This window comes from Cytobacillus sp. Bva_UNVM-123, assembly GCF_046351715.2.
Taxonomy (GTDB): Bacteria; Bacillota; Bacilli; order Bacillales; family Cytobacillaceae; genus Cytobacillus.
This window is the reverse complement of the sequence record NZ_CM177772.1, coordinates 647,896-662,262: the sequence shown is the minus strand read 5'-3', so window position 1 is coordinate 662,262 and position 14,367 is coordinate 647,896. Positions and strand designations below refer to the sequence as shown.

Sequence of the window (14,367 nt, the reverse complement as noted above, 5' to 3'; positions counted from 1 at the left end):
TGCCTTCAATCATTTATTTGCATGACGTTGGAATTCTCTCGCTTATCATTCTTGAATCCTAAGGGCATGCGTTAAAAAATCTAATACTTCTGCTTTCTGTACTTCAGCCTGATCATCCTGTCGATTATCATAAAGGTAAATTTGTTCTGCTGCTGATTCAACAAGACCGATAAACAGCTTAGAAGTTCGTTCAACCTGAATTGAATCACGAATGATTCCTGAAGCTTTCGCCTCGCTTAAAAATTGACTGATCCAAGAATAAAAAGGCTCATAAACCGTCTCCCATTCTTTAATATGCTCAGTTGAGGCGAGCCCAGCATATATAAGTGCAAGAATTTCACGATAATCTCTCGTAATCATAAAAATGGCGTCAACGACTTGAGCGAGTCTTGCTGAAAAAGGAGCATCATCATGTACTTCTTCCTTTACCGCTGCAATCGTCTTTTCGACCATTACCTCGGCAATAGCTGGCATAACCGATAATTTCGAAGGGAAATATAAATAGTAAGTGCCTTGAGCTATTCCTGCCAGTTTCACAATGTCCGAAATCTTCGTTTTTTCAATCCCCTTTTCTTTAAAAACTTCTATAGCCGCTTTAATAATTTTCTCTCTTTTATCCATGATCAAAATCCTTTCAACTTAATGACTGACTATCATTCATTTTATATTGTACAGGACATTCAACAAATTGTCCAAACAAAAAGGATATTTTCAATATTTAAACCTCTAATATTGACATATTGCATTCATTCTCCGTTCACAATCACTTTTTACAATAAGGACAGGGAAAAAATAAGGAGTTGAATCAATATGCTTAAGCCTTTTCGCAAATTAGTTAAATATACAAGCAGTTCAAGAGGAGCAAAATTCACGGTGATGACTTGGATTTTAGCAGTCATTCTCTTCAGCTTATTTGCCCCATCTGCAAATGATTATAAAGTGAATAGTAATGAAGGGAGTGTAGAAGAAAATACACCCTCTGAAGTGGCTGACAAACTATTGAAGGAGCAGTTTCCGTCTACAGAAGGTCTGCCTGCCTTACTTGTCTTCCACCATGATGAAAAACTAACAGATAAAGATATAGAAAAAATAAATGAGTTAAGTGAATGGCTTTCTTCTGGGGCAAAGCCTGAACATATAATAAGTGCACTGCCATTTCATGAGCTTCCACAAACCGTACAAAAGCAAATGTTTTCAGAGGATAAATCAACTCTATTAATCAATTTATTAATGGATCCTAATTTAGAGTCTGATGAAGCACTTGCGACGATGGACAAAATTAGGGATAAAGTGAAAGCGATTGATATGGATGGTATGAAATTTGAAATAACTGGTCCCGCAGGAATTGCTGCTGATACAGTTTCTTTATTTAAAAGTGCCGATCTTGTCCTAATGCTTGCAACAGTTGGATTAATTTTTATCATTTTAATTGTTATTTACCGCTCGCCATTACTCGCCATTACACCGTTAATCATTGCTGGAATTGTATATGGAGTGGTTGATCGCCTACTAGGCCTAGCTGGAAAAAATGATTGGTTTACGATTGATAGTTCTGCCGTTTCTATCATGCTTATTTTACTTTTTGCGGTATTAACCGATTATAGTCTCTTTGTTTTCTCACGTTATCGGGAAGAATTAAAAAAACAAGCATCGAAATATTCATCCATGCAAGAAGCGATTCATCATGTTTCCGAACCAATCGTTTTTAGTGGGGGAACAATTATTCTAGCGATGCTGACACTATTCGTTACCATTTTTAAACCTTACAACCATTTCGCTCCTGTTTTTTCAGTAGCTGTAGTCGTTATTCTCATGGCTGGACTAACACTCATCCCTAGTATTTTTGCCTTAATGGGACGTAAAGCCTTTTGGCCTTTTATCCCAAAAGTTGAAAAAGAAAATAAAAGCGAAAATCGCATTTGGGTAAAAATTAGTAAGCAAGTAATAAAAAAACCTGCTTTATTAGCAGGAAGCTTATTGGTCATTTTGTTAATTGGAATCTTTAACTTTACATCTATCCAATATTCATTTAACTTATTAAAATCATTTCCAGAGGACATGCCTTCTCGCCAAGGCTTTGAGCTGCTAGAAGAGCATTATCCAGCGGGGCAATTGGCGCCAGTGACAATCTTGATTGAAGCAAACAAGAAATTTGAACTTGATGAAGATTTTTTTAATAAAATAAATAAACTAACAGAAAAGCTTTCTGAACAGAATGGTGTTGATTCCGTTACACCGACCATTCCAAAAGAAGCAATGAAGGAACAAAAGATGCTGCCACGAAACTTTCTAGCTGATTCCCATAAAGCAGTTCGGCTGCAGCTCATCTTAAACAGCAATCCATATGAACAAAAAGCAATCGATATTGTTAAGAAGCTGCGGGATTCAGAAGAAAAGCTAATTAAAGACAGTGGATTTTCAACAAGTGATGTCCATCTTCATTTTGCTGGCCAAACGGCTCATCAGGTCGATGTAAACGATATGAACAAGCGTGATATGATAGTCTTATTCTCACTTGTAACGATTTTGCTAACGATTATTCTAGGTTTTCAAACGCACTCTATCATTATGCCAATTTTCATGATGGCAACGATCTTAGTGTCTTATTTTTCAACACTTGGTTTTAGTTGGTTGATTTTCAAACATGTTATGGGCTTTGACGCGATAAGCTACCGTTTGCCTGTTTACACATTCGTTTTCATGGTGGCCCTTGGCATCGACTATAATATTATGCTTGTCTCAAGGATTCGAGAAGAAGCCATGAAGCTTCCTTGGAAAGAAGCAGTTGGTAGAGGGGTCGCAGTGACAGGAGGCGTCATTTCTTCCGCCGGCTTAATTCTTGCTGCAACATTTGCCGTCCTTATGACACAGCCATTGCAAGAATTATTTTTATTCGGCTTCACAATGGCAGTCGGGATCTTGCTTGATACTTTCTTAATAAGAGGAATCTTCCTTCCATCCATTTTGATTTTGATATATAGGAAAAGAAAGAAGCATTCAACTGTTTATGTAGAATCAGAATTAAGTATGAAATAGTATATTAGAGAAGTTTTTGCCTTACACAGTCATGTAAATCGAATTTCATTTTCACATTCATATTTTAACTGAAATAGGTGGGACAGTCTTTAAAAGGTAATCGACATTGTCTTTCTAGACCGTCCCATCTTTCATGTTTTCGAGAAGTTGCCTATTTAAATTTTCTTCGTTTATGACGTTTGCTCAATTTGCTCAATGTAAGCATAGGTAATTGCTACTTATTGACTATCGTCCTGCATTTACAATCGTCCGTGACCGATATTTTCGGTAATCGGCAGATATTTTCAGTAATTGGCCGATATTTTTCGAAATTGGCCGATATTTTCAGTAATTGACCGATATTTTTCGAAATTGACCGATATCTTCAGTAATTGACCGATATTTTTCGAAATTGGCCGATATTTTCAGTAATTGACCGATATTTCCGGTAATCGACCGATATCTTCTGAAACTCGCTGATTTATCTAGAAACTCGCCATTATATATCGAGAATGCTAACAAATATGTATTTACAAAAGATAGATTTATCCAGTATGACGGTAAAAATGGGGGCTTAGTTCGATAAATTCAACCCCGATTTAAAAAGCCTGCTTCAAAAATAAAAGCAGGCCCAAAAATTACTCATTTAATGCAATTGAAATGTATTTTATTTCTAAATATTCTTCAATTCCATGGTGGCCGCCTTCTCTTCCAAGACCGCTTTCTTTATATCCGCCGAAAGGGGCTTGCGCTGTTGAAGGCAATCCATCATTTACTCCGACAATTCCATATTCAAGCTCCTCACTTATACGGAAGGCACGGCTTAGGTTTTCGGTAAATACATAGGCGGCAAGACCGTAATTTGTATCATTCGCACGTTCAATGACTTCTTGCTCTGTTTTAAACGTCGCAATTGGTGCGAGGGGACCGAATATTTCTTCATTAACACATAGCATGTTTTCATTAATATTCGTAATAATTGTCGGCTCATAATAATAGCCCTCAGCCAATTCGGGTTTATTGCCTTGATAAACAATTTTTCCGCCATTTGCAACGGCATCAGTCAGTAGTTCCTCCACTTTATCAATAGCATCTTGATCAATTAATGGACCAATATCCGTTCCTTCCTCAAGTCCATTGCCTACCTTTAAATGACGAAGCTCCTGTTTAAAGATGTCAACAAACTCATCTAGTACAGCTTCCTGTACATAAATTCTGTTCGTACATATACATGTTTGCCCTGCATTACGAAATTTCGAACCAATTAATCCTTTTGCTGCTTTTTCTAAATTAGCATCATCCATGACGATGAATGGGGCATTGCCACCTAGTTCAAGTGAAATCTTTTTCACATTTTCAGCTGCACCCTTCATCAGGAGTTTGCCAACCTCAGTAGAACCAGTGAAGGTAAGCTTTCTTACTCGGGAATCGTTTAACCAAGCATCACCGATATCTTTTGATTTTCCAGTGATGACATTGATTACTCCTTTCGGGATTCCAGCTTTTTCTGCATACTCTGCAAGTTTTAATGCAGTTAAGGGTGTTTGTTGGGCTGGTTTTACAACAGCTGTACAGCCAGCTGCTAGGGCTGGTGCAACTTTACGGGTAATCATGGCCGCTGGGAAATTCCATGGGGTAATGGCGGCAATGACCCCGACTGGCTCTTTACGAATTAGTATCCGTTTATTTGGATGACTCGACGGAATCGTTTCTCCATATATACGCTTTCCTTCTTCTGCATACCAAGAAATAAAGCTGTTTGCGTATGCGACTTCACCAATTGCTTCTTTTAATGGTTTTCCTTGTTCCAACGTCATGATTTTTCCGATTTCTTCCTTATTTTCATCAATAAGTTGAAACCATTTCATTAGCAAACGGCTGCGTTCTTCTGCCGTTTTCTTTGACCACACTTTAAATGCAGCATAGGCTGCATCAACTGCTTGTTTAGCCTCATCGGCACCCCCTTTTGGAACAATCCCGACAATTTCATTTGTTGCAGGATTTGTCACATGAATAAATGCCTCACAATGCTCGCCTATCCAATTGCCATCAATATACATTTTATTCAACAGATTTTTCATATTAATCGTTTCCACCGTTTTCTCACCTCTCTACTCAATTTCCTTTCACATATAGCTAAAAAAATCGAATACTTTCATTTACCTCAGCACCAATTTTACATTCATACTTTTATAAAATAATATTAATTGTATTGTGGAACAAGAACAGCTTCAACCGCTTCCTCTAAAATGGATAGACCTTCCTCAAGCTGTTCGTCGGTAATCGTGGATGGCATTAAAAAACAAATACTGTACAGCCATTGCTAATTCCTTGTGGAACGAACTTTTTCCTTTTTTCTAAAAGCATTTGCGATTTCGGTCCTAGAATAGACGTTTTAATATTTGCATATTTTTCATCTTATTTTCACCATCCTTAAAGAATTGATTCTACGTATATCCCCTTTTTCCTTTTTCTAACATTCAATAAACATCAGCTATTGACCTTTATCAAGTAAAATCACTCCATTTTATCCTATTCTTGAAGTCTATTTTTTAAGCTTCGAAAGTGAATACATATTTATTGCGAAAATCAAATCAACTAGTATAATAATTATATCTGATATACTTTTTATATCGCATATAGGTGGTGGTCTTTATTAAAGTATGTCCGTATTTAGAGGTATCTTTTCAAATACTTGGCCGAAAATGGAATGGACTAATCATTCACTATTTATCTCTGTGCCCAAATGGTAAATCACAGTTTACAGAGATGAGAAGAGACATTCCAAATATTACACCGAAGGCATTATCATTAAAGCTAACTGAATTAATAGACTTCGAATTAATCGAAAAACAAGTAAATGGAGTTACCCCTGTGACGATAACGTATGAATTAACAGAAAAAGGGAAAGAACTTGCTTCTGCCCTTCAGCCTGTTCAAGAATGGGCTTTGAAATTTATGGGGAGTCATTTGCCATGCCATTTAATGAATAATGAAAAGGAGCTGTAAATAGATCGATGAAGAATAATATGATTTGTGATTTAGAAACAGGCATTTGTGGAGAAGCTGGCGACGAAGAAATGGAATTCATTGATTTGAATGCACCAAAGAAAAAAATAACTCTTTATTATGTAACAGATCCGATCTGCTCCCACTGCTGGGCACTTGAACCCGTTCTTCGCCGTTTTGAAGAACAATATGGCCACTATTTCAATTTCCATACAGTTATGGGGGGGCTTTTGGAAAGTTGGGACGGCTTTGCAGATGTAAGTAATGGCATCTCATCACCTTCTGATGTGGCTGCTCATTGGCGAGAAGTTGGGGAGCATTCTCGAATGCCGATTGATGGATCTCTTTGGCTTACTAATCCTGTTCAATCATCATATATCCCATCACGTGTTTATAAAGTGGTCCAAAAGGAAAATGAACAGTTTGCAAAAGAATTTTTACGCCGCGCTAGAGAAGCTGTTTTTGTTTTTAATCAAAACATCGGAACGGATGAGGTATTAATCGATATTGTCAATCAGCTTGGTCTAGATGGACAAAAAATCATGGCAGAGGCAGAGCTTCCTACTGGTCAAGAACGATTGAATGAAGATTTCAGCCTTGCTAGAAGCCTCGGAGTTCGGGGATTTCCGACCATCATTATGGTAAATGAAGAAAACAAAGGGATCAAAATTGTTGGTGCACGGCCATTAGATTACTATGTGAATGGACTGAAGCAAGCCTTGTCCACTACTGACGAGCTTCTGCCGGTTTCCCAGCCTCCTTTAGCTGAGCTTCTCAAAAAAGAGGTGCGTTTATTCTCAAAAGAAATCGAAGAAATGTATGGTCTGACTAAAAATGAGGTGCCTTTATTTTTAGAAAAAGAGCTAAAAAGCGTCAACTATGAAGCGAAGGAAATCCTTGGCGAATTATATATTGAAATGATCTAATCATCTTCCTTGCATTCGATTCAATACTTGGATAAAAAAAATTAATCAATCGGTTGAAAGGGTCTCAATCGATTGATTAATTGTTTCATTCATTTTATTGATAATTCTACAGGGTTCATTGCTGAAACATTATCTCCTGAAATCAGCCCGAAAGCACCACAATCTGGCATTGAGCAAGCTGTTAAGCGCATGGCTCCGTGAACGCCACCTGTTGCTTCTCCCGCTGCAAACAATCCTTCAAACACTTCTCCTGTCTTACTATTAATCATTTGTGCATCTTTATTTATTCTCACTCCTCCAGGGGTATATGTACACTTAGGTGTTAAGCGCATAGCATAGAAAGGGGCCTTCTTCAATGCCGCTCCATTCATTTCAGAAAAATCCTTTCCAAACTCTTTATCTACTCCACTATCATGTGCTGAATTATAATCATCGACTGCCTTCTTCAATACGTTTGGATCATATTCGAAAAATTTCGCTACTTCTTCGAGTGTATTAAATTTATACATCGTCCCTTCATACCCATTTTTCGCTTCCATGCTTAATTCAAAACGCTGTTTGTCATGGAAATTATCTGCACCCATTTGATCATATATTAACAGTGGGGCTTTTCCTTCAAACTTTTGTTTCTCTTTTAAAATCGTCATTCCGATCGTATTCCGATTACCAAACTCATTCACAAACCGCTTGCCGTCTGGATTTATTAACATTCCCCACATAAGATCTTCTGTTGGAATTGGATAGGCTAAACGGAATAATGATAAATTTACAGCTTGCGCGCCATGTGCCATCAGCATTCTTAATGTCCCTGAACGTGCACCAGGATTCGCATCACTATTCGTCTCTGCTAAAATGTCAGCTTCAGCACCTAATAATTTCTTATCTCGGCAATATCCACCACTTGCGAATACAATCCCTTTGCGAGCACCGATATATTTCACCTTGCCTGTTTGATTTGTTTCATCATCACGCTCAGGATCATCAAAGTTAAAGTAATAGTTTTCTCTTACTTTAAGGCCGATGGCTCGACCTTCTTTAAAAACAATATCATCTACTTTACAGCGTTTACGCATTGTAAGCTTATCTTGAAGGTTATTGCGAATATAATCATGTAAAGGTCTGATCACATAAGCCCCTCCTCCTGCCCACACAGCGCGAGCAACAGAATGTCCACCAAGCTGTTTAAATTGTTTAAAAACGATCCCTCTATCCTTCAAAAAATGATAGAATCTTGTCGTCATGGTGGCAACTGTAAGAGCTAATTCAGGATCACCATAATCTTCCGATACTTTCCTCATGTCTTGAGCCATTAATTCAGGGCTGTCCACAATTCCTTCAGCCTTCTGTTCATCACTGCCGACACATGAAAAATTTAGTCCGCTAATTAAAGATGTTCCACCTAAAATATTCATTTTATCAACAACAAGCACTTTATTTCCACGCTCTGCCGCTGTTATCGCTGAGGTTGTTCCTGCAATTCCACTTCCTACAACAATAACATCGAATACTTCATCAAACTTAACATCTGTACTTTCCTCTGCATCGACTAAAGGAGCAAAGCTAGAAATCGAGAGAGCTGTTGCAGTTGCAGAGATAGCACTAGCCTTTAAAAAGGTGCGACGGTCCATCATTCTTCCTCCTTCTGTTTCTCATTCGGATATGTATCCATATCTATTAGCTCTTTGCGCAGCTCTCCGTTATGCCCAACATCTGTATGGCAGGAAACACACTCTATCTTTATATCTGTCCCTTTTTTACTTAAGTAATATGTGTGCATTTTCTTAGCCTTTTCGTTGTCCGTTTTTACTTTGCCGCTTTCTATTTCCTGATGGCAAGAAATACAACCACTAGAGTAGACGAAATCCTCTCTATTTTTGCGATTGTCATAATATTTTTTTTCTGAATAATTGCCAGTTATATGCATAACAACTTCCTTCGTACCTGACACGACTTTTGTTGCTACATGATCAATTTGTGAATCCTGTGGCAAGTGACAGCTTGTACAATCTGCTTTTACGCCGACTTTATTAGCTCCTCCGTGAGTATCCCGCTCATACGTTTCTACAAACGTCCCCATCTCATGACAGCTACTACAAAATTCAACCTTTCCCGTTGCATGAATAACTTCTGTGAACAGAAACGCAAATAGAATCGTAGCAAATGACGTGATAAGCATTGTCGTATAAAGTCCTGCTTTTCCCTTAAAATATTTTCGAATCTTCAATCCTTTTTTTTCGTTCATATCGATAGACCACCTTTCCTTACGGAGTATCATTCATCCAAACTTTTGTATCGTGACAGTTTGCACAATAGTTTGTTGATGGTTTATGTTCACGATGGCAATCAGCACAATCTAAATCTTCCTTATGGTGAAATCCATCATGCGGATTTACTTCATTTTCATCTAAAAATGACGTCCTCTTTGCTACTTTTTGATAATCACCATGACAAGTTAAGCATTGCTCATTTTGCAACGGCATAACTTCATTCGGATCTTTAAAATCACCATGGCAAGTAACACAATCAAACCCGAGTTTTTTATGTTCATCATTATTGGATGGATAGTCTTTCGTAAGTTCAATTAAATCAGCGGCAGCAAGTGTTGTTGCGGGCATTTTAACATCTGTTTTTTTACTATTCTCCGCTGTATTCATCCCCTCATATAAAAATGCAATGCCAGCTACAAGTATGACACCAAGTACAATTAATAGTTTTTTCATGTTTGTCCCTCCTTGCTAAATCAAATTTGCCGCTTCCATAGCTGAAGCCCCTTCACCAGCGATTATTCCAAATACACCACAATCAAGTGTAGAAGCTCCCTCTAATATTTGTGCACCATGAATGCCACCTGTTACTTCTCCAGCTGCAAATAATCCACTAAACGGAGTTTCATCAGCCATTCTCAAAACTCTAGCTTTTTTATCAATTCTAAGACCACCTGTTGTATAATTAAGCTCTGGGTCTACTTTTATTGCATAAAATGGTGCTTTTTTTATCGCAGCTCCGTTCAGCTGATCAAGCATTTTCATAAACTGTTCATCTTTCTTCGCTTCAATTGCCTGATGATAATCGGTAATTGTTTTTGTCAGTGCTGCAAATGGAATCCCATATTCATTACTTAACTGTTCGAGCGAATCAAATTTCATAAGTATTCCAGCTTGCAATGCTGCGTCTCTTCTTTGCTTATCAGATACTTGCTCGAAGCCTATTTGATCGAATATACATATTGGCTGTTTCCCCCCATTTTTGTTTTTTGATTTATAGGCAATGCGACCAAACTTATTTGGATTTCCCTCATCCGCTAACCTTTCACCATCAGCATCAACCATTAAGCTAAAATAAAAATCACGTTCATAAAGCGGATAGGCGAAATGATAAAGTGAAGTATTTACAGGATGAGCACCTTTTAAAATCATTGATTTTAACAATCCTGCCGTTGAGCCAGGATGGGCACTAGTAGACATTTCCGATAATCCACCAAAATATTTTGCTTCTCCTGAAATAAATTCTTTATCAAAAGCAAATCCTCCGTTTGCGAGAATCACGCCTTTTTTTGCTCCATACACTTTTTCAATCCCCGTTTTATTTACGAAGTCATCATTTTGCTCATTTGAACAAACATATTGTTCTCGAACCTTTACGCCAACAGCGCGTCCATTGCTATCTAGTAATACTTCATCAACTTTGACCTGCTTGCGAATGCTGCACTTTCCATTTAAATAGGCATGCATTTTTTCAATCACTTTTTTCCCGCCGCCACTCACCCATAATGTTCTAGATACAGAGTGTCCTCTTAGCTCTTTCAGTAAATCAAATTTCAATCCTAATTTTTCTAATAAATGATAAAACTGAATACTGTTCTTTGCCATTTCCGTCACTAATACAGGATTGCCGTAGTTCTCTCCAACTTTTTGCACATCCTTAACGAGTATTTCATGGCTGTCTTTTATACCCTTTTGTTTTTGTTCTTTACTTTCAGGGCAAGCAAAATGAAATTCCTGCAGCATCGTGCTGCCACCTAAAAAATCCATTTTCTCTACCATTACAACTTTATTTCCTTTTTCAGCTGCTGTAATGGCTGCCACTGTTCCAGACAATCCGCTCCCCACAACGATGACATCAAATATTTCGTCATATTGAAAACGACTTGAAGATTGAACAGATTTATTTTTTACCTTGCCAAATACCTTTACAGGTATAAGTCCTCCAGCCGCTAATGCAACACAAACAGCAGCTCCCTTCTTTAATAATTCAAGACGAGTCGTTTTTTCCTCCATTTTTTCCTCCATTTTTTCGACACTCCTATTTGTGAATTTTTTCACAATTTACTATATGTATGTATCATAATCAATTCCTACTTACATCCTCATAACAGCACCTGAAAAAGAACTTACAAAAACATTACAGTCAAAAAGCTGTCACAATCCGAAAAGCTCAAGCGCCTTGTTCAGCGACGTACGAACTGGACTGACCCCAACGAGATAAAGGAAAACTGAAATGCTGAGAGTGCCTGCTTATCGGCGACAAGCACAAGACGATCATCACGGAAAGGCGTTCTTTGCCTATCTGTGAGAATTTGGCTTGTGAACTCGAGCCGATGGTACTCGAAGCTAGACAACACGACGAGTGACAGGATTCGCAGGCTAATTACACCACGTCCTGTGACAACGCCTGCGCTAGCACATCCTGTGCTTCGCGATGTTGATTTATCGTAGGAGGGGAAGGGAAGTTCGCTAGGCGCTGGAGCTGGACATTTCTCTAACTTCAAAAAAATGTACTCTCTCATCCATAAAAAAAGCACCTCCTTTTGGAGACGCCTCTTCATTTCTATTCAACCATATATCCAACTCCTGGATAAGTAACAATGTATTCTATCTTATTGTCGCCATTTGGTTTTCTTAGTTTTTGCCTAAGTCTTGCAATTGTAACCCGTAAATAGTCGATATCATTTCGATATTCTGGACCCCATATTTGTGTTAGCAATTCTTCATGGGTAATGACCTTCCCTTGATTGCTGCATAAATAGGCAAAGAGCTTATATTCTGTATTAGAAACATCCGTTTCTTTCTCTTCAACAAAAACTCTTCGCTTTTGAAAGTCAATTTCTAAGTTTTTTATTATTTTTGAAGTAGCAATAATTGTATGCTGAAGCTGATTCCCTGTCCTTCTTAACACAGCACGTATGCGAGCATAAAGCTCTTCTAACGTAAACGGTTTCGTCATATAATCATCCGACCCTAGATCCAAGGCTGTTACTTTATCAGAAGCATCATGGCAAGCAGATAGCATAATGACGGGAGCGTTCGTAAAAGACCGTAAAGTTTCAAGTACTTCAAATCCATCAATTTCAGGCATTAATATATCAAGAAGGATTAAATCAGGCATGATGCGATCATACTCTCCGAGCATTTCGTACCCATTCGCATAAGTGAATACATCATATTTTTGTGCCCGTAAATTTGCTGAAACAAATCTTAAAATTTTCGGCTCATCATCCACTACAATTATTTTTTGTTTCATAATCCCTTTTCCTCCTCACCTTTTGGAATAACGATCGTAAACGTACTGCCTTTATTGATTTCACTTACCACTTTGATTTTCCAGCCATGGGCTTCGATAATCCCTTTACATATTGCTAAACCAAGGCCCGTCCCACCTGTTTTTCTCGTCCGTGAAGCATCAACATGGTAAAACTTATCAAATATTTTCGGAAGATGTTCTTCAGCCATTCCGATCCCATTATCTTTGAAATCAATATATATGTACTCTCTATCTTCATACACCTTAATAAAAATGATTGGATTCGCCTTGCTATAGCGAATTGCGTTCGTCATGATATTTCTTACTACTTGTTCTAGCCTCTTAATATCGAATGCTACTATATGCTCTGATGATTCGCTTCGTTTAAAGATAATCTTCGCCATATGATAAGGAGGTTTTTTTAACCCTTGAAGCACACCTTCAATAAATGAACCGATCCTCATCTGCTCATTAATTAGGACGAGAGCGTTAGAATCGATTTTTACAATATCAATCCAATCACTCGTCAGCTGTTCTAATCTTTGAACATCATCTTTCATCCCAAGCAAAATTTCATCTACAAACTCCTCATCCCATTCAACATCTTTCCGCAAAAGCGTCTCAATACTTCCACTTAATGTTGTTATCGGTGTTTTGAATTCATGTGAAGTAAACGAGATTAGTTGATTTTTCAATTGATCCATTTCTTTTTCTTTCGTTATATCCTTTACAAGCCCTTCTGTTCTTTCAGCAATTCGTTTTTCTAAATCGTGATTAAGCTTCATAAGCTCTTCTCGGTTTCGAAACACATTTTTCCCCATTTCATAAAAACGGTTTAACAGTAAATTAAATTCCTTCGCTGCATTCGTCATTTGTATGCGATCGAAATTTTCTAACGAAAAGGATTTTCGCTCAATCGCTCCTGAATAATCAATGAGAACATTTATGGGCTCCAGCATTCTTTGGGCTAGCAATCTTGATAAATATTGCGTAAAAATAAGTGTCACAATTAACACAGCAACTAGCAGAATCATCGCATTACGGATGCTTTCCGTTTTTATTGAAGCGGGCTTTGAAACATAAACACTCCAGTTTAATGATGGGATTGTTTCGAAGTTTACATATTCATAACGATGATGGACTGTTGAATAAAACTCACCATCACCAAGCAGATGGTCTTCATAATGATATTGCTGTTTAAAATTTTTCAGTTCATAGTTTTTGCTTATTAATGGGAGAACAGGATGGTAAATGATTTTATGATCTTGATCCTCCACAACAGGATAAGCCCCCGCTCCATAGTCATAATCAATAATAATTTTTTTTAGGGCTGATAAATCTAATGTTCCAAGAACATAGCCTCTAAATTGACCTTCATATAAAATAGGGGCTGCAATCATGATGAGCGGCTTTTTCGAATGTCTCCCTAAGAGGATAGGAGTAATAACAGTTCGTTCTGTCGCTTTTATTTCGTTAAAATGATTACGACCGCTAATATCTTCACCTAATTGGAATTCACCATCTTGGCTATTGCGGGGATAAGACGCTATAACCTTCCCTTCACGATTTCCAACATATAATTCAATAAAGCCAGGGAGCTTTATTTTTCCCCCTTTTAATAGCGTCGTCATATAATCGAGACTCATATTTTGAGATTGTGAGAGATTAAAACTGATCGACTCGATATAGTTAACATGAAAATTTACATATGTTTCAACAGCTTCTGCAAGGCGTTGAGTCGCATATTTTTGGTTTTTAGAGGACTGATTAATAAAATTTGTTATTTCGATACTATGAAAAATTCCTAGCAAACTAATGGGAAGGAGTGTAATTATGATAAAAATAATCGCTAGCTGTTTTTTGATTGTCATGTTTTTCATATCGATAATCCTTTTCC

General features: G+C 37.6%; 11 protein-coding genes. 3 read left to right on the top strand and 8 right to left on the bottom strand.

What is annotated here, in order from left to right:
* Positions 1-45: 45 nt before the first annotated feature.
* A complete protein-coding gene (locus KDN24_RS03265) occupies positions 46-624 on the bottom strand; it encodes a TetR/AcrR family transcriptional regulator (protein ID WP_409975432.1) in 579 nt (192 codons plus the stop codon).
* 186 nt (positions 625-810) lie between these two features.
* Here KDN24_RS03265 and KDN24_RS03260 point away from each other — a divergent pair, with 186 nt between their 5' ends.
* Entirely contained in the window at positions 811-3,036 is a 2,226-nt protein-coding gene (locus KDN24_RS03260; RefSeq protein WP_409975265.1) for an MMPL family transporter, read from the top strand.
* 617 nt (positions 3,037-3,653) lie between these two features.
* On the opposite strand, the gene KDN24_RS03255 is transcribed toward KDN24_RS03260, so the two are convergent.
* Positions 3,654-5,075, bottom strand: coding sequence for an NAD-dependent succinate-semialdehyde dehydrogenase (locus KDN24_RS03255; RefSeq protein ID WP_409975431.1), 1,422 nt, complete (start codon positions 5,073-5,075; stop codon positions 3,654-3,656).
* Positions 5,076-5,670: 595 nt separating this feature from the next.
* On the opposite strand from KDN24_RS03255, the gene KDN24_RS03250 reads away from it, so the two are divergent.
* Together KDN24_RS03250 and KDN24_RS03245 are read left to right on the top strand one after the other, a co-directional pair.
* Complete coding sequence (locus KDN24_RS03250; RefSeq protein WP_409975430.1) at positions 5,671-6,024, top strand: winged helix-turn-helix transcriptional regulator; 354 nt, start codon at positions 5,671-5,673, stop codon at positions 6,022-6,024.
* A gap of 8 nt (positions 6,025-6,032) precedes the next feature.
* The gene (locus tag KDN24_RS03245) at positions 6,033-6,950 is read left to right on the top strand and encodes a DsbA family protein (protein ID WP_409975264.1); all 918 of its coding nucleotides are present in this window, start codon (positions 6,033-6,035) and stop codon (positions 6,948-6,950) included.
* Positions 6,951-7,039: 89 nt separating this feature from the next.
* Here KDN24_RS03245 and KDN24_RS03240 read toward each other — a convergent pair whose 3' ends face one another.
* The 6 genes from KDN24_RS03240 to KDN24_RS03215 all read right to left on the bottom strand — a co-directional run bounded on the left by KDN24_RS03240 (position 7,040) and on the right by KDN24_RS03215 (position 14,350).
* Positions 7,040-8,581 (bottom strand): flavocytochrome c, encoded by a 1,542-nt coding sequence (locus KDN24_RS03240; protein WP_491348297.1) that lies wholly within the window; start codon positions 8,579-8,581, stop codon positions 7,040-7,042.
* Positions 8,578-9,192: a cytochrome c3 family protein gene (locus KDN24_RS03235; protein ID WP_409975262.1), complete on the bottom strand. Its 615-nt coding sequence runs from the start codon at positions 9,190-9,192 to the stop codon at positions 8,578-8,580. Before KDN24_RS03235 ends, KDN24_RS03240 begins: the two co-directional genes overlap by 4 nt.
* Before the next feature lie 19 nt (positions 9,193-9,211).
* Positions 9,212-9,670 carry a cytochrome c3 family protein gene (locus KDN24_RS03230; RefSeq protein WP_409975261.1) on the bottom strand — a complete coding sequence of 153 codons (459 nt, stop codon included), beginning with the start codon at positions 9,668-9,670 and terminating at the stop codon, positions 9,212-9,214.
* 15 nt (positions 9,671-9,685) lie between these two features.
* Positions 9,686-11,239, bottom strand: a complete 1,554-nt coding sequence (locus KDN24_RS03225) for a flavocytochrome c (protein ID WP_491348296.1) — start codon at positions 11,237-11,239, stop codon at positions 9,686-9,688.
* Positions 11,240-11,777: 538 nt separating this feature from the next.
* On the bottom strand, positions 11,778-12,470 hold the full coding sequence (locus KDN24_RS03220) for a response regulator transcription factor (protein ID WP_409975259.1): 693 nt from the start codon (positions 12,468-12,470) through the stop codon (positions 11,778-11,780).
* On the bottom strand, positions 12,467-14,350 hold the full coding sequence (locus tag KDN24_RS03215) for a sensor histidine kinase (RefSeq protein ID WP_409975258.1): 1,884 nt from the start codon (positions 14,348-14,350) through the stop codon (positions 12,467-12,469). Before KDN24_RS03215 ends, KDN24_RS03220 begins: the two co-directional genes overlap by 4 nt.
* Positions 14,351-14,367: the final 17 nt, after the last annotated feature.